The sequence below is a fragment of the Rhodococcus sp. T7 genome, assembly GCF_009872365.1.
In the GTDB taxonomy this organism is placed as follows: Bacteria; Actinomycetota; Actinomycetes; order Mycobacteriales; family Mycobacteriaceae; genus Rhodococcus_F.
On record NZ_WXYH01000389.1, the window covers coordinates 29,555 to 50,347 of the forward strand.

Annotated in this window: 21 protein-coding genes; 13 read left to right on the top strand and 8 right to left on the bottom strand. The window is 69.0% G+C overall.

Going from position 1 to position 20,793, the window contains the following annotated elements:
- Positions 1–9: 9 nt before the first annotated feature.
- Together MLGJGCBP_RS44065 and MLGJGCBP_RS44070 are read left to right on the top strand one after the other, a co-directional pair.
- Positions 10–1,254 carry an MFS transporter gene (locus tag MLGJGCBP_RS44065; RefSeq protein WP_007296007.1) on the top strand — a complete coding sequence of 415 codons (1,245 nt, stop codon included), beginning with the start codon at positions 10–12 and terminating at the stop codon, positions 1,252–1,254.
- A 4-nt stretch (positions 1,255–1,258) separates the two neighbouring features.
- Positions 1,259–1,636 (top strand): ArsR/SmtB family transcription factor, encoded by a 378-nt coding sequence (locus MLGJGCBP_RS44070; RefSeq protein WP_007296008.1) that lies wholly within the window; start codon positions 1,259–1,261, stop codon positions 1,634–1,636.
- 72 nt (positions 1,637–1,708) lie between these two features.
- On the opposite strand, the gene MLGJGCBP_RS52530 is transcribed toward MLGJGCBP_RS44070, so the two are convergent.
- Together MLGJGCBP_RS52530 and MLGJGCBP_RS44080 are read right to left on the bottom strand one after the other, a co-directional pair.
- Positions 1,709–2,092, bottom strand: a complete 384-nt coding sequence (locus MLGJGCBP_RS52530; protein ID WP_236581543.1) for a chromate transporter — start codon at positions 2,090–2,092, stop codon at positions 1,709–1,711.
- A gap of 357 nt (positions 2,093–2,449) precedes the next feature.
- The gene (locus tag MLGJGCBP_RS44080; protein WP_007296010.1) at positions 2,450–2,806 is read right to left on the bottom strand and encodes a DUF4229 domain-containing protein; all 357 of its coding nucleotides are present in this window, start codon (positions 2,804–2,806) and stop codon (positions 2,450–2,452) included.
- Positions 2,807–2,973: 167 nt separating this feature from the next.
- Between MLGJGCBP_RS44080 and MLGJGCBP_RS44085 the strand changes: the two genes are divergently transcribed.
- Genes MLGJGCBP_RS44085 through MLGJGCBP_RS44105 form a run of 5 tightly spaced genes read left to right on the top strand, consistent with a single transcriptional unit; the run spans position 2,974 to position 6,686 of the window.
- A complete protein-coding gene (locus MLGJGCBP_RS44085) occupies positions 2,974–3,624 on the top strand; it encodes a TlpA family protein disulfide reductase (RefSeq protein ID WP_007296011.1) in 651 nt (216 codons plus the stop codon).
- Between the two features lie 35 nt (positions 3,625–3,659).
- Positions 3,660–4,277 carry a TlpA disulfide reductase family protein gene (locus tag MLGJGCBP_RS44090; protein ID WP_007296012.1) on the top strand — a complete coding sequence of 206 codons (618 nt, stop codon included), beginning with the start codon at positions 3,660–3,662 and terminating at the stop codon, positions 4,275–4,277.
- Complete coding sequence (locus MLGJGCBP_RS44095) at positions 4,274–5,092, top strand: cytochrome c biogenesis CcdA family protein (RefSeq protein WP_007296013.1); 819 nt, start codon at positions 4,274–4,276, stop codon at positions 5,090–5,092. The genes MLGJGCBP_RS44090 and MLGJGCBP_RS44095 overlap by 4 nt, the downstream gene beginning before the upstream one ends.
- Positions 5,093–5,146: 54 nt before the next feature.
- On the top strand, positions 5,147–5,944 hold the full coding sequence (locus tag MLGJGCBP_RS44100) for a DUF3105 domain-containing protein (protein WP_007296014.1): 798 nt from the start codon (positions 5,147–5,149) through the stop codon (positions 5,942–5,944).
- The gene (locus MLGJGCBP_RS44105; RefSeq protein WP_007296015.1) at positions 5,937–6,686 is read left to right on the top strand and encodes a DUF305 domain-containing protein; all 750 of its coding nucleotides are present in this window, start codon (positions 5,937–5,939) and stop codon (positions 6,684–6,686) included. The genes MLGJGCBP_RS44100 and MLGJGCBP_RS44105 overlap by 8 nt, the downstream gene beginning before the upstream one ends.
- Before the next feature lie 68 nt (positions 6,687–6,754).
- Here the strand turns inward: MLGJGCBP_RS44105 and MLGJGCBP_RS44110 are convergent, their stop codons facing one another.
- Both MLGJGCBP_RS44110 and MLGJGCBP_RS44115 read right to left on the bottom strand, forming a co-directional pair.
- Positions 6,755–7,699, bottom strand: a complete 945-nt coding sequence (locus MLGJGCBP_RS44110; RefSeq protein ID WP_007296016.1) for a cytochrome c oxidase assembly protein — start codon at positions 7,697–7,699, stop codon at positions 6,755–6,757.
- Positions 7,700–7,744: 45 nt separating this feature from the next.
- Complete coding sequence (locus MLGJGCBP_RS44115) at positions 7,745–8,293, bottom strand: copper resistance CopC family protein (protein WP_007296017.1); 549 nt, start codon at positions 8,291–8,293, stop codon at positions 7,745–7,747.
- A 149-nt stretch (positions 8,294–8,442) separates the two neighbouring features.
- Between MLGJGCBP_RS44115 and MLGJGCBP_RS44120 the strand changes: the two genes are divergently transcribed.
- The 5 genes from MLGJGCBP_RS44120 to MLGJGCBP_RS44140 all read left to right on the top strand — a co-directional run bounded on the left by MLGJGCBP_RS44120 (position 8,443) and on the right by MLGJGCBP_RS44140 (position 12,809).
- On the top strand, positions 8,443–9,114 hold the full coding sequence (locus MLGJGCBP_RS44120; protein ID WP_007296018.1) for a DsbA family protein: 672 nt from the start codon (positions 8,443–8,445) through the stop codon (positions 9,112–9,114).
- A complete protein-coding gene (locus MLGJGCBP_RS44125; RefSeq protein WP_012686884.1) occupies positions 9,111–9,764 on the top strand; it encodes a vitamin K epoxide reductase family protein in 654 nt (217 codons plus the stop codon). The genes MLGJGCBP_RS44120 and MLGJGCBP_RS44125 overlap by 4 nt, the downstream gene beginning before the upstream one ends.
- Positions 9,765–9,880: 116 nt before the next feature.
- The gene (locus tag MLGJGCBP_RS44130) at positions 9,881–10,579 is read left to right on the top strand and encodes a metal-dependent transcriptional regulator (RefSeq protein ID WP_148222650.1); all 699 of its coding nucleotides are present in this window, start codon (positions 9,881–9,883) and stop codon (positions 10,577–10,579) included.
- A complete protein-coding gene (locus MLGJGCBP_RS44135; protein ID WP_007296021.1) occupies positions 10,579–11,628 on the top strand; it encodes a multicopper oxidase domain-containing protein in 1,050 nt (349 codons plus the stop codon). The genes MLGJGCBP_RS44130 and MLGJGCBP_RS44135 overlap by 1 nt, the downstream gene beginning before the upstream one ends.
- Positions 11,628–12,809 carry a ZIP family metal transporter gene (locus MLGJGCBP_RS44140; RefSeq protein ID WP_007296022.1) on the top strand — a complete coding sequence of 394 codons (1,182 nt, stop codon included), beginning with the start codon at positions 11,628–11,630 and terminating at the stop codon, positions 12,807–12,809. The genes MLGJGCBP_RS44135 and MLGJGCBP_RS44140 overlap by 1 nt, the downstream gene beginning before the upstream one ends.
- A gap of 158 nt (positions 12,810–12,967) precedes the next feature.
- Here the strand turns inward: MLGJGCBP_RS44140 and MLGJGCBP_RS44145 are convergent, their stop codons facing one another.
- Complete coding sequence (locus MLGJGCBP_RS44145; protein ID WP_007296023.1) at positions 12,968–15,307, bottom strand: SulP family inorganic anion transporter; 2,340 nt, start codon at positions 15,305–15,307, stop codon at positions 12,968–12,970.
- 715 nt (positions 15,308–16,022) lie between these two features.
- Between MLGJGCBP_RS44145 and MLGJGCBP_RS44150 the strand changes: the two genes are divergently transcribed.
- On the top strand, positions 16,023–18,329 hold the full coding sequence (locus MLGJGCBP_RS44150) for an MMPL family transporter (RefSeq protein ID WP_231869106.1): 2,307 nt from the start codon (positions 16,023–16,025) through the stop codon (positions 18,327–18,329).
- Between the two features lie 44 nt (positions 18,330–18,373).
- Here MLGJGCBP_RS44150 and MLGJGCBP_RS44155 read toward each other — a convergent pair whose 3' ends face one another.
- The 3 genes from MLGJGCBP_RS44155 to MLGJGCBP_RS44165 all read right to left on the bottom strand — a co-directional run.
- Entirely contained in the window at positions 18,374–19,084 is a 711-nt protein-coding gene (locus tag MLGJGCBP_RS44155; protein WP_007296025.1) for an Rv2732c family membrane protein, read from the bottom strand.
- Positions 19,085–19,178: 94 nt separating this feature from the next.
- Positions 19,179–19,721, bottom strand: coding sequence for a hypothetical protein (locus tag MLGJGCBP_RS44160; RefSeq protein ID WP_007296026.1), 543 nt, complete (start codon positions 19,719–19,721; stop codon positions 19,179–19,181).
- 44 nt (positions 19,722–19,765) lie between these two features.
- Positions 19,766–20,793, bottom strand: a 1,028-nt coding sequence (locus tag MLGJGCBP_RS44165; RefSeq protein WP_201453365.1) for a cytochrome c oxidase subunit I, incomplete at its 5' end; no start/stop codon positions are given.

Consider the following 20,793-nt stretch of genomic DNA (forward strand, 5'->3'; position numbering starts at 1 on the left):
GGTCCTGGGGTGCTCGAGGTGTTGCGTCATCGCACGTTCGGCCGGTTGTTCGCCGCGCAGATCGTGGCCCTGGTGGGGACGGGTCTGCTGACCGTGGCCCTGGGCCTGTTGGCCTACGATCTGGCCGGCGCCGATGCCGGGGCGGTGCTCGGGACCGCGTTGGCGATCAAGATGGTCGCCTATGTCGCGGTGGCCCCGGTGATCTCGGCGCTCGCCGATCGGGTGCCGCGGAAGGTGTTGCTGGTGGGGGCGGACGTCATCCGGGCGGCCATCGCGGCGGCGCTGCCGCTGGTGGATCAGACCTGGCAGATCTACGTGCTGATCTTCGTGTTGCAGGCGGCGTCGGCGACGTTCACCCCGGCGTTCCAGTCGCTGATTCCGGCGGTGCTGGTCCAGGAGGCGGACTACACGAGGGCATTGTCGCTGTCCCGGCTGGCCTACGACCTCGAGTCCCTGCTCAGCCCAATCCTCGCGGCGGCACTGCTGACACTGATCAGCTACAACTTCCTGTTCCTCGGCACCGTCGCCGGGTTCGTGGGTTCGGCGTTGCTGGTGATGAGGACGGTGTTGCCGCGGCCCGTCCCGGCGGACCGGTCGGTGCCGCTGCTTCACCGCATCACCCTCGGGGCGCGGGTGATGGTGGGCCGCCCGGTGCTGCGGGGGTTGCTGGCGATGAACATGGTCGTCGCCGCCGCGACCGCCCTGGTGGTGGTCAACACCGTGGTGTACGTCCGGGATCTGCTCGGCGGGTCGAACACCGGGGTCGCGGTGGCGCTGGGCTGCTTCGGCGGCGGGTCGATGCTGGTGGCATTGGCGCTGCCGCGGCTGCTGATGGCCCTCGAGGATCGCCGGCTGATGCTCACCGGGTGCGCGATCCTGCCGGTCGGGCTGGCGGCGGCCGCGCTGATGCTCTTCGCCGCCCCCACCCCGTCGGTGGGGTGGGGGCTGCTGGCCGGGATCTGGATCGTGCTCGGTGCCGGGACGTCGATGATCAACACCCCGTCGGCGCGGCTGCTGCGCTACGAATCCGACGAGCAGAACCGCAGCGCGGTGTTCACCGCCCAGTTCTCGCTCTCGCACGCCTGTTTCATCCTCACCTACCCGCTCGCCGGGTGGGTGGGCGCGCAGGTCGGGCAGGTCGCCGCGGCCCTCACGTTGACCGTGCTCGCTACACTCGCAGGACTGGCCGCCGCACGGGCCTGGCCGGCACGGACCGAGCCGCTCGTCGAGGCGGTGGTGGCGGGAAGGCGGTAATGCGATGGACCCGATGACCGAGGCAGCGGCCCCGGCGGTGGCCCCGGCGGCGAGCCTGAGTCACCCGGTCGAACCGGATCAGGAGCGCCTCGACACCGCCACCGAAACCTTCCGGATGCTCGCCGACCCCACCCGGCTGCACATCCTGTGGATCCTCACCCGCGGTGAGGCCGATGTGACCGCGCTGATCGAGCAGACCGGGGGCTCGCGGACCGCGGTCAGCCAGCACCTGGCGAAACTGCGGTTCACCGGACTGGTCGACACCCGCAAGGAGGGCCGGCGGGTGATCTACCGCATCCACGACGGCCACCTATCCCGGCTGATCCTCGAGGGCATCAACCACGCCGACCACGTCGTCACCGGCGAACCCCCACACGCCTAGACCTAGTCCCGGATTCCGTCACCGGTTTCTTCACGATCCTGCCTCCAGACGAGCGTGTGGTCGCGGCGGGTCCTATCGATCGGTGTCCTCGCGGCGCGCCGCGGGTAGCCGCCGACCAGCACCAGCGCGATAGATCATCACCCCGGCCGCCGCCGCGATCACCGCGACGACCGGCCGGATCGTGTCCGGGTCGGGCACCAGCAAGGTGGATCGACCCCCGTGCCGCAGGGAGGCGTCGAAGAGGGCGTGCACGGCGAAGCAAAACGCCAGGTTCGCGATCACCCCGACCACGGCCGCGGACCACGTCGACATTCCGAAGGTGCTCGTGATGCCGCTGAGTGCGGATGTCGGGTGTGTGGCGGAGCCGCTCGACGTAGTGGCGCCGAGGAAGATGAACACGAAACACGGCACGAACGTCACCCAGGTGGTCAGCAGGGCACCGATGGTGGCCGCCACGCCACCCACGGGTCGAAGATCGCCCGGGTGTGCGGTAGGCACCGAGGAACGCGACGAACTGCACCACCATGATCAGCGGACCGGGTGTGGTCTCGGCCAGACCGAGCCGCGGACCATCTCGCCGGGGCTGAGCCAGCCGCAGGTTTCCACCGCTTTCTGGGCGACGAAGGCGAGGATTCGTAGGCGCCACCGAAAGTGACCAGCGCAGTGCCGGAGAAGAACAGGCCCTGTTCGGTGATCACACTGTTCCGGCCGGTGAACACGACCACGGCGACCTTCGGGATGCCCCAGGCGATCACCCCGACACCGAGGACGATGATCGCCCGCCGCAGGCGGGGGCGTCGGCGTGCAGGGGGTTCAGCGCTGATCGCGGGCGCGGCGCCGCCGGTCGTCGATCGTGTTGACGTCCTGATTGATCCGGCGGCGCAGCGACCGGAACGCCACCGCGGAGATGGCGACACCGGCCAGCAGCACGCCCATCGACGACAGCATCAGCGGGAGCCCGAGATCGAAGGCCCGGTCGACTCCGATCAGCAGCGCCACCAGCGCGGCGATCACCGTCAATCGTGCCGCGGTGTAGAGCAACACGAGCCGGATCAACCGCGTGACCGAGGTATCGGTCGGCGGATGGGACCCCGATTCGGGTCCGCCGGGCGCCGGGGTGGCGAGGGCGGCGTTCGCCGGACGGTGTCCGGCCGGGGGTGACGGCGTCATGAGTTTCCTTCTTTCGCCCGCGCAGTTGTCTCGTGCGGTCGGTTACCTGCGGCGCAGTCGCTTCCCCGTGAGGGTGGGGTGGCGGACGAACCATGCTAACTACTATGCACAATAGTAGTTGAGGGTGTGGGCTCTCGACCGATCGCTACACGCATGAAGGGACGCCGGTGCGAACTGGGAGTCGATGGCTGGTCTTTTTCCTGGCCGCGGTCGTGGCGCTGATCGCGGCGATCTGGCCTCGATCGGAGGAGTCCGACGTACCGGAGGCACGCGTTACCGCTGGTGCCGGCGCTGTTTCGGTCGCCGGCGCCGGTGCGCCCCAGGGTGCCGCCGAGCTGTCCCGGGTGGCGGCCGAGGCCGAGCTGCGGCCGTGCCCGACACCGCTGCCGTCCCAGCCTGTGGGCATGGTGCTCAGTGGGGTGTCGGCGCGGTGCCTGGGGGCGGCGCAGGCGGTCGATCTCGGTGCCGCACTGAGCGGTGCACCGACAGTGGTCAACATGTGGGCGTCCTGGTGCGGCCCGTGCCGCGAGCAAATCCCCGTGCTCGAGTCCTATGCGAATCAGCCTGACTCGCTCCCTGTCGCGGGGATCAACGTTCAGGACGATCCGGTGGCGGCCCTGAAGCTGTTGACCGAACTCGACGCCCACTATCCCTCGTTCGGCGGAGCCGAGGCGGCGATGCAGGCCTTGGCGGCGCCGCCGGTGCTGCCGCTGAGTTTCGTTGTGCAACGGGATGGTTCGGTCGATCGGATCGTCACCCCGTCCGTGTTCGCGGACCCGGCCGAGGTCCGGTCCGCGGTTGGTGAGTTGATCCGATGACCACTCGATACTGCCTAACGATCGGTCGGCGACCGATGTGGTGGTCGCACCGGGGTTGGCGGGCCCGGTTGCTCGCGGTGCTCGCTGTCGGCATGGCAGCGGTTCTCGGGGCCGCCGGGTGTGCGTCCGGGTCCGATGCGGTCGCCCAGGGCGGCACCTTCGACTTCGTTGCGCCGGGTGGGCAGACGGACATCCTCTACGACCCACCGGAGAGCCGGGGGAAGGTCGGTCCGCTTTCCGGGCCTGACCTGATGGCCGATGGCCGGGCCGTGTCGCTGTCGGACTACGCCGGGCAGGTGGTCGTGATCAACCTCTGGGGTCAGTGGTGCGCGCCGTGCCGGTCCGAGGCTGACGACCTCGAACAGGCGTATGAGGCCACGAAGGATCTCGGTGTGCAGTTCCTGGGGATCAACGTGCGCGATCCGCAGCGCGACAAGGCGCAGGACTTCGTCATCGACAATCGGATGTCGTATCCGTCGATCTACGACCCGCCGATGCGTACCCTGATCGCCTTGGGCGGAAGCTATCCCACCAGTGTCATCCCCTCCACGCTGGTCCTCGATCGCCAGCACCGCGTTGCCGCGGTCTTCCTGCGGGCCTTGCTGGCAGAGGACCTGCTGCCGGTTATCGAACGTCTGGCGGCGCAGCCGTGACCGCGCACGGGATAGTGCTGGCGCAGGGGGTCGGGGTGAGTTTCCAGAACGCCGCCGCCACCGGGCCGCTGTTGCTCGCGCTCGGGGCCTGCGTGCTCGCCGGTCTGGTGTCGTTCGCCTCCCCGTGTGTAGTGCCGTTGGTGCCGGGATACCTGTCCTACCTCGCCGGTGTCTCCGGCGCCGAAACACCGGCAGTCACCCCAAGCGGTGACTGTGCCGCCGGCTCGGATCGGTGGCGGGTGGCGGGGGCAGCAGCGTTGTTCGTCACCGGCTTCACGGTGGTCTTCGTCCTGGCCACCGCCTCGGTCTTCGGTGTGATCGGTGCCCTACGGCTCAACCAGGAGCTGCTCCAGCGGGTCGGCGGGGCGATCACCATCGTCATGGGGTTGGTCTTCCTCGGTTTCATCCCCGCCCTGCAGAAAGACACCCGGTTCACCCCGCGCCGGATCTCCTCCCTCGCCGGTGCACCGCTGCTCGGCGGGGTGTTCGGATTGGGCTGGACCCCGTGCCTGGGCCCCACCCTGGCCGGTGTGCTGTCGGTCGCGGCCGGCACCGAGGGCGCCACCGCCGCCCGCGGGGTGGCGTTGATCGTCGCCTACTGTCTCGGTCTCGGATTGCCGTTCATTGCATTGGGTTTCGGTTCCGCGAAGACGTTGCACGGGATCGGGTGGCTGCGTCGGCATTCCCGGACCATTCAGATCGTCGGCGGGGTCATGTTGATCGTGGTGGGGACGGCGTTGCTCAGCGGCGCCTGGGAGTTGTTCGTCGGATGGCTGCGCAACGAGTTCGTCACCTCGGTAGTGCTGCCGATATGACCGTCCCGGGCACCGGGCCCGGCGGTACGAGAGTGAAGGAACGGGTCCGTTGAGATGACCAACAACCGCAACAAGGCCAGGCCGGGGGGCATCCCGGGCACCCGGCGCATTCCCTGGTTGATGATCGGCGCCGTCGTGATCATCGTCGGGCTGATCGGGATCATCGCCTACAACATGGTGCCCAGGGCGGTCGAGCGGGCCGAAGCCCAGCGGTACGCGCCGAGCGCGGACAACCCCGACCCGGCCACGGACATCGCCGGGGTGACCGAGATCGAGTATACGGCCGGCAGTCACATTCAGGCCCCGCAGCGCGTGGCGTACGACCAGAGTCCTCCCGTCGGTGGTGCGCACGACCAGTACTGGGCCACTTGTACCGGCATCGTCTATCCCGAACCCATCCGTACCGAAAATGCGGTGCATTCCCTCGAACACGGCGCGGTGTGGGTGGCCTACAACCCTGATCGGCTCGGCGCCGACGACGTCACCGCCCTCGCCGCGAAGATCGACGGTCGGCCGTACACCCTGATGTCCCCGTATCCCGGCCTCGATGCGGCGATCGCCCTCCAATCATGGGGCCACCAACTCAAACTCGACGGTGCCGACGATCGGCGGATCACCCAGTTCGTCACCGCGCTGAGCCAGAACCCGAACACCTACCCCGAAGCCGGTGCGAGTTGCTCGACCGTGCCCGGCGGGTTCGACCCGGCCAACCCGCCCAACCCGCCGCCGTTCGACCCCTCCGCACCGGGCCCGGACGCGGTCCCGGCCACCGACGACCAGGCGGCGACCGCCCCCTCGGACGGGTCGCCGACGTCGACACCGACCGCACCCACCGGAGGAGGCAATGGCTAACACCTCTCCCGCCGCCGCCGCACCCGACCCCGCGATGGTCGATGACGCTGCGCGGCGCCGCAGCGCCTCGAGGTCCGCGGTGGCGCTCGGAGCGATCATCGCCGTCCTGGTGGGTGTCCTTCTCGGGGCCTGGGCGCAGAGATGGCTCGACGGCGACCAGCCGGGGGCGCCGGCCGGCGACTCGGTGGATGTCGGGTTCGCCCAGGACATGTCCGTCCATCACGGTCAGGCGGTGGAGATGTCCGCGATGGCATTGGCGAATGCCGCCGATCCGGCGGTGCGCTCCCTCGCCTATGACGTGCTCACCACCCAGCAGAGTCAGCTCGGCACCATGCAGGGGTGGCTGAGCCTGTGGGATCGTCCTCCGTTGGGGTCCGGGGAGCCGATGCAGTGGATGCCCACCGACAGCGCCGCCGGCTCGGCGCACCATTCGATGCCGGGCATGGAAAGCGGCACCGCCACAGCGGATTCGTCCTCGCCCCCGATGCCGGGGATGGCGACCACCGGCGAGCTCGCCGACCTCCGCAGGACCACCGGGTCGGCGTTCGACGCCCGTTACCTGCAGCTGCTCCTGCGTCACCACAAGGGCGGTATCCCGATGGCGCAGTATGCGGCGGACAACGCCGCGGTGCCGCCGGTGTCCGCGCTGGCGGGTCAGATGGTGGCCACCCAGCAGGCCGAGTCGACCGCCATCGAGCAACTACTCGCCGCGAAGGGCGCGACGGCGCTGACGATGAACTAGCGAAAGGGGTGCGCCGGTCCGGGTTCGGGGGCGGTTCCGATGTCGGTGCACCCCGGCCGGGCCAGCCCTCACCGGCGGGGCAGGGTCTTGAGGAATTCGTTGTAGGCGGCGAGTTCGCTGTCCCCGCCGCGGCTGTTCCGCTCGTCCACGGCCGCGTTGGAGCGGTCTTCGTCGCGGTTCCAGCGCATCGCGAAGATCACGACCACGATCAGGGCGACCGGTTCGCCGTAGGACCAGGCCAGCGCCCCGGCCAGTTGCTGGTCGCTCATGACGTCGATGCCCCAGGAGGCCGGTGGGTCGGTGAAGGTCGACAGCAGCGGTGAGGTGGCCATCATCAAGATCACCCCGATGAAGACGTGCAGGGGCATCTCGACGAACAGGTCGAAGCACTTTCCCAGGTTGCTCTGTTTGACCGGCAACGGTCCCGAGGAGAGCACCGGGACGATGAACAGCACCCCGGTGGCGAGGAAGAACACCTCGAGTCCGGTGTGACCGGCCCACGAGGTGGCGAGGGTGTCGAACACCGGGGACAGGTAGATGCCGTAGTAGCTGAACAGGAACAGCGGGATGGTGACCGAGGGGTGGAGCAGGAGGCGAGCGGCGCGGCTGCGCAGGGCACCGAGCGCGGCGCGCAACACCGGATTCCCCCACCCGGTGTGCGGGGTCGAGCGCAGCAACAGTGTCCCGGGGCAGCCGAGCACGAGCAGCGGCGGCACCGCCATCGACAAGGTCAGGTGCTGGAACATCCACACGCTGAACAGCTCGAACCCGTATCCCTCGATGCCGAGGCCGGTGACCAGGATCAGCAGCAGGGCGCCGCCGAGGAAGCTGGCCGTGCGCGGCCACGGCCACACTCGGCCGGTCCGGTGCACCCGGCGCACCGCCCAGCAGTACCAGGCGGCGAGTGCGACACCGAGCGCCGGCAGCAGCGGCAGCGGTTGCGGGTTCCAGGACAGCATCGCGCCGAGCGAGGGGGGTGCGCCGGGAAGCTGCACCCAGTCCATCGCCGTCATCACGTGCGGCTACTCCGATCTCGCTGCGCCGGGCCCTGGTGGTGTTCAGTCCCGCTTGCGGCGCTCACCGCGCAGCACGATCACGATGCCGGCGACGAACAGCAGAGCCACCACACCGCCGAGGATCGGCAATACCAGCGACGAACCGCCCCCCGACTGCTCGGTGTCGGCTGCCACCGGCGCCGGCGCCGGTGCGGCGGAGGCGGCGCCTGTCTGCTCTACCGGTGGAGCGGGCAGTGCGAGGGTGAACGAGTAGGTCCCGGTGATGGGGTGACCGTCCTCGGAGATCACCCGGTATCCGACGGTGTACTGGCCCGACCCGACCCCGTCCCGGATCGGAAGCAATACCTGCGCGCCCTGGACGGAGGGTTCGCCCTGGCCGACCTGCGTCCCGTCCGGCGCCGTCACCGACACATTCACGAATTGGTTCTGAATGTTCTGGTTGAACACCAACTCCACACCGGGGGGACCGAAGTCGAGAACCGAATCGGCGGCCGGAGATGAACTGATCAACTCGCTGTGAGCCTGGGCCGAGCCCATTCCCAACAGCAACGCAGTGGCGGTCACTGCCAACAGGGTGATCACGCGCCGCATGGGCCTGTACCTCCTAGAGTGCCCTGACCGCGGTGGCCGGGCTGTGGCTTCTCCGCGGCCACGATACGCGCTACTACTATGCTGCATAGTAGTAGGGGCGGCCGTTCGACCGGTGGTCTGCACAATTCGACTCTGGAATGGACGGGTATATGAAGCTGTCGACCAACCTGAAGTTCTCGGCGGCGTTGGTGGCGGTGTTCGCGGTGGTGATCGGGATGTTGTTGTACGTCAACCGGTCCGGATCCGGGTCCGCGGCGTCGGGTGCGGCCGGCCGGACGGTGGATCCCGCCGCGGTGCTGCGGGAGAACACTCACCTGCTCACGTCCTCGCCGGACCGCAAGGTCGTGCTGGTGGAGTTCCTCGATTTCGAATGCGAATCCTGCCTGGCGATGTATCCCACGATGGAGCGGATCCGCGCCGAGTACTCGGGCCGCATCACCGTCGGGGTGCGGTACTTCCCGATTCCCAGTCACACCAACAGCAACCTCGCCGCCCGCGTCGTCGAAGCCGCGTCCCGGCAGGGGAAGTTCGAGGCGATGTATCAGCGCATGTACGAGACCCAGACCCAGTGGGGAGAATCGGGGCGCTCGCAGGAGCCGCTGTTCCGGTCCTTCGCGCAGGACCTCGGCCTGGACATGGGCCGCTTCGACAGTGACCTGGGCAATCCCGCGCTCGCCGAACGGGTCGATCAGGACTTCAACGAGGGGATCGAACTCGGGGTGCAGGGCACCCCGACCCTGTTCCTGGGCGGCACCGCGTTGCCGCCGATGCCCAGCTACGAGGACCTGCGCGCCCGGATCGACGCCGCCCTGGCCGAATGAGGGCGCCGGCTTCCGCTGCCTCTTCTGGATACATCGACCCGCCGGCTCCCCGGTCAGCGGTCCCGTTCACGGGCTCGCGCGTGGTGGGCTGGGTGCTCGTGGTGGCCGGGGCGCTGGGGTTGACCGCCTCATTGGTGTTGACGATCGAGAAGTTCAGCCTGCTCGCCGACCCCACCTACCGGCCCTCGTGCAGCATCAACCCGGTCATCAGTTGCGGTTCCGTCATGAGCTCCCCGCAGGCCGAGGCGTTCGGGTTCCCCAATCCCCTGCTGGGGATCATCGGCTTCACCGTGGCCCTGACCACCGGGGTCGTGACTCTCGGCGGCGTGAGGCTCCCCCGGTGGTATTGGCTCGGCCTGGCGGCCGGACTGATCGGGGCGGCGGTGTTCGTGCATTGGCTGATCTTCCAGAGCCTCTATCGCATCGGGGCGCTGTGCCCGTACTGCATGTTGGTGTGGGTCGCCGTGGTGGTCTCGCTGTGGTACGTCCTGCTGCACACCGGCGCCCAGACGCGCAGCCCCGGTCGGCGGCTGCGCCGATGGATGGCGTTCGCCGCCCGCAACCACACCGCGGTGTTGACCGTCTGGGTGCTGATCATCGCGGCCCTGATCGCCGAGGCGTTCTGGGTGTATTGGCGCACGCTCGTCTGATCTCCCCCGGATCGTTCCCGGTCGACCGCTCGTGCGGCTGCGCACCTGCCCCGCCCCTGTGCCGAATTCGATCTCTTGATCCGAATGTTCGGGTGAGCTAACTTTTAGGTGTGGCCATGCCTAACTCTTTGATGCGCGCACCCTCGCAGTGCTGCGGATCCCTGCTCACCCCGGTGGTTGAGGACTATCTGCGAACCCTCTTCTGCCTGTCTGCCCGGGGCGACACGACCTCCACGTCGGCGCTTGCCCGGTGCCTTCATCTGGCCACCCCGACCGTGTCCGGGATGCACCGGCGGCTGGCCGGGGCCGGTCTGATCGCACGGCCCGGACTCCATCGGGTCACCCTCACGGCGCACGGAGGGCGGCACGCGGTGGACGTTGTTCGCCGGAATCGGTTGGCGAAGGTGTTCCTCGCCGAATTCCTGGGCATGTCCTGGTCCGAGATCGGTGCCGAGGCGGATGTGCTCGAGCACGCCATCAGCCCGCGGCTCGCCTCCCGGCTGACCGCCGCACTGGGCAACCCGACCCGCGATCCGTACGGCAACCCGATTCCGCCGGCGACCGGCGACTATGTCGAGGCGTGGCCGGAGAGTCTCCGGGCTGCGGTCCCGTGCCGAGATTTCACGGTCGAACGGGTCGTGGACCGGGACATCGATGGGCTGCGACTGCTCGCGGGCCTGGGCGTCTACCCGGGCCGCGTCATCGCCCGGGCAGAAGCATCCCCCCAGGGCGGGGAGGTGTGCGTGGACATCGAGGGCCACCCGCATGAGCTGGCGGCCGCGGTCGGCGGCCTCATTTACGGCAGGGCAGCGTGATGGCCGAATCGCGACGACAGTTCTTGCTGGGCTCCGCCCTGCTCGGCACCGCCGGTGCGGCAGCGCTCGGAGTCCGGGGGGTGTCGGCGGCCTCCCCCTCGCCGGGCACCGAGGAGGCGCATTCCGGCGGCGCGCATGCCGGCGGCCACGGCGGCGGGGTCAGCGGCCCGACGTTCCGCAAGGGCGCGATCGTCGACCATGACGCGAACGGTTTCGATCCCACCGAGGTTCTGCGCGACTTCGACTACGGCCGGGTCTCCCTCCTGCCGGACGGGCGGGTACTGCGCGAGTGGGATATCGCCGCCGCCGACGTCGACGTGGAAATCGCGCCCGGGGTCCGGTATCCGGCGTGGACGTTCAACGGGCGCATCCCGGGGCCGACGTTGCGCTGCCAGGAGGGGGATCTGCTGCGGGTGACGTTCATCAACGCCTCCATGCACCCGCACACGATGCACTTTCACAGCATCCACCGAGCCGAGATGGACGGGGTCCCCGACATCGGCCCGGGTGTCATTCCCTCCGGCGGTAGCTTCACCTACGAGTTCGACGCGCAACCGTTCGGGTTGCATCTGTATCACTGCCATGTCGGACCGCTCGCCGAGCACATCGCCCGCGGCCTGTACGGCACGTTCATCGTCGATCCGCCCACCCCGCGCCCGCCGGCGGACGAAATGGTCATGGTCATGCACGGTTACAACACCACCTTCGATGGGGAGGGCAATCAGCTCTACGCCGTCAACGGGATCCCGTTCCACTACATGCACGAACCGATCCGGGTGCGGCGCAACGAGTTGGTGCGGATCTACCTGGTCAACGCCCTCGAATACGACCCGATCAACACCTTCCACCTGCACGGGAACTTCTTCGACTACTACCCGACCGGCACCCGCCTGCAGCCGTCCGAGTACACCGACACCGTCATGCAGGCGCAGGGTCAGCGCGGCATCTGCGAACTGCGGTTCCCGTACACCGGCCGGTTCATGTTCCACGCCCACAAGACCGAATTCGCCGAACTCGGCTGGATGGGGTTCTTCGAGGTGACCGACTGATGGGCACCTCGGTCGAGCGCAAACGGACCTGGATCTCCGCGGTCGGTGCGGCCCTGCTCATCGGTGCCGCCCTTCTCCTGCTCGCCATGGTCGGTGGCCGGACCCTGCCCGAGCGGGCCGGGCCGCCGATCGAGCAGCTCGCGGTGGAACACACCGAACTGGTCCCGGGCTCCATCGAGGTCACCGTCCGCAACACCGGACCCGATCCGGTCCAGGTCGCGCAGGTGTTCGTCAACGACTCCTACGTGGATCTGACCGGTGGGGAGCAGCCGATCGGGCACCTGGACTCGGAGGTCCTGCGGCTCGACTACCCGTGGCAGGACGGGCAGCCGTATCTGCTCTCGTTCCTGACCTCGACCGGCCTGGTGATCGAACACGAGATCCCGGCTGCGGTGACCACCCCGCAGGCCGATGCCGGGTTCTTCGCACTGATGGCGTTGATCGGGACCTACGTCGGAATCATCCCCGTCGTGCTGGGAATGCTGTTCCTGCCGGTCCTGCGCAGGATCGGACCCGGTGGGATACGTGTCCTGCTGGGGCTCACGGTCGGGTTGCTGGCATTCCTCGCAGTCGACGCCACCCTCGAGGGGGTCGAACTCTCCGAACGCGGTGGCGGCGCCTTCGGCGGCCCCGCCCTCCTGGTCCTCGGTGCGGTACTCGCGTTCCTCGGGTTGACCGCACTGGACCGCTATCTCGGGTCCCGCCGCGCCGTCAGCGACACGCGGGGATCGAGCGGGATCCGTCTGGCGTTCATGATCGCCCTCGGGATCGGACTGCACAATCTCGGTGAGGGGTTGGCGATCGGCGCCGCCTACGCTGTCGGCGAGCTCGCCCTGGGGGCGACCCTGGTGGTGGGATTCACCATCCAGAACACCACCGAGGGGCTGGCGGTCGTGACCCCGCTGACCCAACGGCGCCCGCCAGTGCTGCACCTCCTCGGTCTGGGGCTACTCGCCGGGACACCGGCCATTGTCGGTGCGCTCATCGGCGCCAGCGTGAACAACGCCGAGCTGTCGGCGTTGCTCCTGGGCATCGGTGTCGGGGCGATCGCGCAGGTCATCCTCCAGATCGCCCCCGCCCTGCGCGACCGTGCGGGACGAGTACTCAGCCCCGGCACCATCGGCGGGATCACCGCCGGGCTGCTCACGATGTATGTCACCGGACTCCTCGTGGTCGCCTGACGACCGGGTCGACGCACGGTAGACGACGCAGCGTGCCGGCGGTGAGGTGCAGGTGCCGCCGGATGACGCCGCACCACCCCGTCTTGAAAGGGGAGGCCCGCGGCTCGCGCCGCGGGCCTCCCCCAGATTCGCTTTCCCCGACCGGCTGGGCCCCCGGGTTAACCCAGCGGGGCCGACAGCGACGCCGCCGCGGCGCTGTCGGGGTCGAGTTCGTCGATCGTGCTGGTCGAGACCGCCAGTACCCGCGCGGTGGGAATGTCGAAGAACAGGCCCGCGATGTGGACCCGGCCCTCCGACATCGCCGCGCCGATCAGCGGATGCCGTTGCAGGGTTTGCAGCTGCAGAGCGACATTGACCATGGCAAGTTGGTCGAGGGCACCGAACCCCGACTCGGCGGCGGCGCGGGCGACCGGGTGCCCGGCCAGGTACGCCCTCTTACTGGGCTGAGCGTGCTCGAGCCACCGCCCCACGGCGAGGCCGTCGCCGGACCGCGGGTGCGGCTGATCCTGGTCGGCCAGCAGGGCTTTCATGGCGCCACACCCGGAGTGGCCGCACACCAGCACGGAGCTGACCCCCAGTTCGTCGAGCGCGAAGGCCAGCGCCGCCTCGACAGAGTCGTCGCGCTCCCCGGCCGGGACCAGGTTGCCGATGTTGCGGACGGTGAACAGGTCGCCGGGGCCGCTGCTGGTGATGATGTTCGGGACGATCCGCGAATCCGAGCAGGTCAAGAACAGGGCGTCGGGGTTCTGCCCGTCGTGCAGGTCGTCCATGTGCGGGCGCAGGTGGGGAGCGTGGGTGCGGTGGTAGTCGGAGATCCCGGCCAGCACCGACCGGAGTGCCCGTGGACCCGGTTGCTTCGTCTGACCGTCCGGGGTGTGGTGGAGGTGGAATTTCTGCCAGACCCGCCAGGGGGCGAAGCCGCCGCGCCGGCTGAGTTGGGCGGTGCCGTCGGTGGTGCGTGTCGGGGGTCCGGCGGCGGCCGCCGCCATTTCCGCGGTTCCCCGTTCGTCGATCAGCACTGTGCCGCCGTTGCTCTCGTGCTGGCGGGACCATTCCTCGATCACCTCGTATGCGGCGTGGTCGAGGAAGTCGACGGTCAGTTCGATGGTGACGTGACTGTCCGGGGGCACCGAGGCGAGCACGCTGGTCAGGCGGGGCAGGGCCAGGAAGCTGCACGAGCCTTCCACGACCACCCGCCACTGACGTGACTGCGGGGTGCCCACCGGTTCGGCGTGGATGGAGGCGCGGACCACCCGCCACACGACGAGGGCGACCGCCAGGGCAAGCCCGATCAGCACACCCTCGAGGAGGTTGAGGAACACCACCGCGGCGGCGGTGACGCCGTACACCCACAGATCACCGGTGCGGTGGGCGATCCGCAGGTGTGCGAGCTTGATGAGCTGGATACCGATCACGATCAGCAAACCCGCCAGAACCGAATTCGGGATCTGCTGGACGAGACCGGCGAGCAGGGCGGAGAACACCAGCACCCAGACCCCGTGCAACGTCGCCGAGGCCCGGGTGCGGGCCCCGGCGTTGACGTTGGTGGCGCTGCGGACGATGACCCCGGTGACCGGCAGGCCGCCGAGGACACCGGAGGTGATGTTCGCGGCCCCCTGACCGAGCAGTTCCCGGTTCAGGTCCGCACGCGGACCGGTGTGCATCTTGTCCACCGAGACGGCCGAGAGCAGGCTTTCGACGCTGGCGATCAACGCCACGGTGAGCACTCCGGTGGCGACACCGAGCCATTGCCCGTCGGGCAGGGCGGGCAGGGCGATCGCGTCGAACAGCGACCCGTCGAGGACGATGCGTTCGACGTCGAGCGGGAACACCAGCGACAGCGCGGTCGCGGCGACCACCGCCACCAGGGGGCCGGGTACCCGTCGCACGGCGGCGGGCACGTACTTCCAGGACAACAGAATCGCGATCACCAGTGCCCCGACGACGACGTCGTCGAGGTGAGCGGTGCCGATCTGGGTGGGCAGTGCGGTGAGGTTCTCGAACGCCGAACTCTGCGAGCTGCCGCCGAGCAGGACGTGGACCTGCTGCAGGGCGATGGTGATGCCGATTCCCGCCAGCATGGCGTGCACGACCATCGGGGAGATTGCCAGGGCGGCGCGGGCCACCCGGCTCAGGCCGAAGAGGATCTGCAGCACCCCGGCTGCGACGGTGATCGCGCAGGTCACCTTCCACCCGAAGGTGCCGACCAGTTCGGCGACGACCACGGTCAGGCCCGCCGCCGGTCCGCTGACCTGCAGGGGTGCCCCACCGAGGAGGCCCGCGACGACACCGCCGACCACCGCGGCGATCAGCCCGGCCATGATCGGCGCCCCGGAGGCGATGGCGATGCCGATCGACAGCGGCAGGGCGACGAGGAACACCACCAGCGAGGCCGGCAGGTCGTGTCGGAGCACCCGTGGGAGCCAGGGGGCCGGCTTCGCGGAGTCGTCCGCGGCGGTGGGTGGATCGTCGCTCTGTGTGGTCGTGGTCGGCGGCATACGGCTTTCTCCTTCACCCCGGTCTCGAGCTGCCGGGCGCTGTCGTCGTGCACGGTGTGCCTTCCGGTTGAGACCAAGACGTCGGTGAGAGCGTGCCGAACTGACACCGCTGGCGTCTTGCTCTGCTCACCCCGGAGGGCCGAGGGATCTGCGGTCGCCGACGCTACGGACGCAGGCTTAGAACATCCTGAGATCCGAGACGAAGTGCGGCGAGCATCACATCAACGAAAGATGTTGTTAGACAACGTAATTAGATTGCGGACGCGCAGGTACGGCGGCCCGGCGCGGGGTGTTCCGATCGCCCATGGCTGCGCGCCGAGGCCGAGCGACAGTGCGCCCGCGGGGCGCATCGATACGCGGCGGCGCCCGGCACGCGGACGAAGTCCGGACGCGGCGCTGCGTCCGGCCACGGCGGGGCGACGTTGCCCCAAGTACTATTCACCATAGTACTTAGCGTTGCGCGACGCTCCCCCACGCCCGTCGAACGCACGACGCGGCGACGGCGCACATCCGCGCGCAGCGCCGAAGCCCCGGCGCTGCGCGCACCTACCTACTACGGTGCGACGCTGAATCTTTCGACTCCCGTCGAGATCCGGGTCCACCAGTGAACAACGCCGCGCCGCCGCGCGGTTGCGGGATCGGGGCGGCGCACCCGCACCACATTTTCCTGCCCCGGGGGTTGCTTTTTCCCGCACCCGCGAGGAAACATAGCGATATGCGCATACATGCATCATCTGTGGAGGGGTTCGCCCCGGCTCCGGGACAGGGCGAACGCCGCCCGGTGATCTATGCGTGGGGGGTCGCGGTGGCGCGGCGGCGGCGACTGGTGCTCGGGGCGTGGGTTGCGCTGCTCGTGCTCTGCGCGGCCGCCTACCCGATGCTCGAGTCCCGGCTCGGCACACCGGACTTCAGTGTGGAGGAGTCCGAGTCGGCCGAAGTGGACCGGTTGCTCACCGAACATTTCCCGCAGATCGGGGTGGAGCAGGACGTCATCGTCTTCCAATCCCGAACCCGGACCGCCGACGATCCGGAGTTCAGGGCGGCGGTCACCCGTACCGTCGCAGTGGCACAGCAGATGTCGGGGGTGCGCAGTGTCCTCGGCCCGTATGCCGGAGACGGGGCGCAGATCTCGGTGGATCGGCGGGTGGCGATCGCCGTGGTCGGGTTGGACGGGGACATGGCCCGGCGGGCGGTGGTGGCCAGGGAACTGCAGGAGGCGATTGCGGCCACCGGCACCGCAGACATCGACGCGGCGCTCACCGGCTACTCACCGGTCCAGAACGATGTGACCGAGATCCAGAACGCCGACGTGCAACGCGCCGAGACGATCGGAATTCCCGTGGCGCTGGCACTTCTCGTGCTGGCGCTCGGCGCCCTCGTGGCTGCGATCGTCCCGATCTGCGTCGCCGTGGCCGGGTTGCTGGTCGCGGTCGGGAGCATGTTCGCGATGACGACGGTCACCGCGTTCGATCCGCTGGTCGTCTCGATGGCGACGATGATCGGGATCGGCATCGGGATCGACTACGCCATGTTCATCGTCAGCCGCTTCCGCGAGGAGCTGACCCGGGCCGGGGTGACCGGCCGGGACGGCCGGGCACTGATCGCCGATGCCGTCGGACGGTCCCTGATGACCGCCGGAAGGACGATCATCGCCTCGGGACTGATCGTGATGATCTCGCTGTGTTCGCTGATCGTGATGGCGGCTCCGGTCTTTCGAGGGATCGCCCTCGCGGTCGCGACCGCCGTGGTCAGCACGCTGATCGTCAGCCTGACGCTGCTGCCGGCGCTGCTGGCCACACTCGGTCCGGCGGTAGGCCGCGGCGCACTGCCGAAGTGGATGCGGCCGGCCGAGGCCGCCCCCGTCGATCCGGGAAAGCCGGGCCGGTGGGCACGGTGGGCGTACGCGATGATGGCCCGTCCCGTGCTGTTCGGATCTCTGGCCGTCGGTGTCCTGGTTTTCGCCGCGATACCGCTGTTCGGGATCCGGTACGGCCTGGACATGGGGACCTCCGCCCTCGATACCGCACCCTCGGGCCGCGCGGCGGCGGCATTGACCGCGAATTTCCCGGCGGGCTCGCTGTCCCCGCTCGAGATGATCGCCACCGGCCCCGGCGATACCCCGTTGACCGCGCAGGACATCACCCGAGTCGATCAGCTCGTCGACCGCATCGCCCGCGACGGCCGCGTCGATGCGGTCCTGCCCGCCCAGGAAAGCCAGGGGCGGCTGCTCATCTCGGCCATCCCCGGGGTGCCGTTCGATTCCATGGCCGCCGGCGAACTGGTGCGCGACCTCCGCGCGGAAGCGGCCGAGGTAGCGCGCGGCGGCGGACCGGTGGTGCTGATCGGGGGCAGCACCGCCGAATTCATCGACATCTCCGACGAAATGACCGCCAAACTTCCGCTGGTCATCACCTTGGTCCTGGGCTCGTCGCTGGTTTTTCTGCTGGCGGCGTTTCGTAGCCTGGTACTGCCGGTGAAGGCGATCGTGATGAACCTCCTGGCCACCGGGGCGGCCCTGGGGATTACCGTGGCCGTCTTCCAATGGGGCATCGGCGAGTCGCTGCTCGACTTCACCAGCACCGGCTTCCTGCAGGTCTATCTGCCCACGGTCGTGTTCGTCATCCTGTTCGGGCTGTCGATGGACTACGAGGTCTTCCTGATCGGCCGGATGCGGGAGTACTGGGATTCGAGCCACGACAATCAGTACGCGGTCGCCGCCGGCATCACGCACACCGCCCGCCCGATCACCGCCGCGGCCGCCATCATGGTGGTGGTGTTCGGGAGCTTCGTCACGGCGGAGGTGTTGGAGCTCAAGCAGCTCGGTCTCGCACTCGCGGTGGCGGTGGCCATCGACGCGGTCATCGTCCGGTTGGTTCTGGTTCCCGCGCTGATGCGGCTGTTCGGCGCGCGGAATTGGTGGTTTCCCCGCACCCGGCACCGTCGCGGTGGCCGTGTCCGGCCGGACCTTCGGCTCGAGGAGAGCGCGGCATCCGAACCGCGCCCATCATCGTCGCCGAGATAGCCGCCGGCCCCGCGCTCGTTCGGCGGGCGATGCGCCGCGCATCCTCATTTCAGTTTCGGTGTGAATCCGCCGGGGCCGGTGTTGCCGTCGCCGTACTGCTCGGCGTCGGCGGCCCGGCGGCGTCGTTCGTGCTCGGCGTCCATCTGGGCGACGGTGCGTCCCCACACCACCTTGAGCCAGTGGAACGTCAGCACGATCACCGTCGCCCAGCCCAGGAGCAGGCCGGGACCGACGCCGGCGACCGCAAGATTGGGTGAGACGGTCTGACGGGACCACACCGCGAGCATGCCGAACACGCTCGCCAACGCGCAGCCGGCCAACGCCAGCCACGCCAGCACCCACAGGCGGGTGATCAGGGCGAGCATGGACATCACCGCGCCGAAGACCACGGCGAGGGTGAGGAAGACGCGGGACGGGAGGGCCACGGCTTCGGCCCCGGCGTCGTCGGCGCTGACCAGCACCTCCCAGCCGTTCGCGGTGCCGGTGTGCGCGAGGGTGAAGGAGAACAACAGCACCAGCACCCCGACCGCGACGGCCATCGCGCGCACCCCGGGATCGATCGCCGAGGCAATCTTGCGTTCCGCGGCGGCCGCATCGTGCTCGGCTCGGCGGGCTGTGTCGGCAGCGGACCGGTCGTCGGCCGGACCGGGTTCGCCCGGGGTCTGCGCGGAGGAGGACGAGGTGCGCTGCGCCGGTGGGTCTTCCGCGGGTTGCCGCTCCGCGGGGGTGTGGTCAGTGTCGTCGGGGTCGCTCATGATCGGTGTCCTGTCATCGGCGGTGCGAGTCGGAACCGGATGACCGGTGAGGGGTCATGGCCGGCCCGTGCCGGTCGGGCACCCACCGGGGCGGTCATCGGGGTGTCGTCAGATGAATCTGCAGGTCGGGATCGGTGTGCCAGAGGTAGGTCAGCAGCGAGCGGTACGACTCGGTCACCTGTGTGCGCAGGTGCTCCGGTGCGGTGGCGCCGAGTCCGGCATCGACCACGACCGCCCCGAGGTGCAGCGCCCGGTTCGCCAGCGCGGCCGCGGGGCTACCGACATCGGCGATCGTGCCCCCGATGTGGGCTGCGATATCGAGGATTTCGTCGGGGATCGGCCGGACGGCCGGGTCGGCGAAGACCGCCGCCGGCGGGTGCGGTGGCTGCCGCTGAAGCCGTTCCTCCATCGTGGCGGTGATCTGGTGCAGTTGCCGCTCATGGCTCCGCAGCCTGCGGGGGCGGGCCAGGTGCCGGACGGTGATCGGTGCCAGTGCGCACAGGTCGTCGGCGTCCTCGACCATGCCCGCACCGTCGAGGACGGTCGGGGCCAAGCTGCGGATCAGCCAGTCCGCCAGGGTGGCGGTGGCTGCGTGCGTGGCCGGGACGGTGAGCAGCGGTATCGCGTGTGTTGTCATGGTTGCGTTCCGATCGGGAAAAATCGTGGTCGGCGGCGAGATGCCTACCGGGCCTGGTCGCCGCGGACGCCACCGGTGGCGTCGTCGGTGAGCGGGGCGTGGCGTTCTTGCTCGAGCACGGCGCTGGCGTGCTTTCCGCCGTGGCCGGGTCCGACGTGCGCCTCGGCGTGCATGCGGGCGATCATGTGCGGGTAGTGCAGCTCGAACGCGGGACGCTCGGAGCGGATGCGCGGCAGCTCGGTGAAGTTGTGCCGCGGCGGCGGGCAGCTGGTGGCCCACTCGAGCGAGTTGCCGAAGCCCCACGGGTCGTCGACGGTCACGACCTCGCCGTACCGGTAGCTCTTGAAGACGTTCCAGACGAACGGCAGCGTCGACGCACCGAGGACGAACGCGAAGATCGTCGAAAACGAGTTCAGGAACGTGAAGCCGTCCGAGGGCAGGTAGTCGGCGTACCGGCGGGGCATACCTTCGTTACCCAGCCAGTGCTGGACGAGGAACGTGCCGTGGAAACCGATGAACGTCGTCCAGAAGTGCCACTTGCCCAGCCGCTCGTCCATCATGCGTCCGGTCATCTTCGGGAACCAGAAGTAGATGCCGGCATACGTGGCGAACACGACGGTGCCGAAGACCACGTAGTGGAAGTGCGCGACGACGAAGTAGCTGTCGGTGACCTGGAAGTCGATCGGCGGGCTGGCGAGCAGCACACCGGACAGGCCGCCGAAGAGGAAGGTGACCAAAAAGCCGATCGAGAACAGCATCGGCGACTCGAACGTCAGGTGCCCCTTCCAGATGGTGCCGATCCAGTTGAAGATCTTCACCCCGGTCGGGACGGCGATCAGGAACGTCATGAACGAGAAGTACGGGAGCAGCACGGCGCCGGTGGCGTACATGTGGTGCGCCCACACCGCGATGGACAGGGCCGCGATCGCCAGGGTGGCGTAGATCAGGCCGGTGTACCCGAAGATCGGCTTGCGGGAAAAGACCGGGAAGATCTCCGAGACGATGCCGAAGAACGGCAGCGCGATGATGTACACCTCGGGGTGACCGAAGAACCAGAACAGGTGCTGCCACA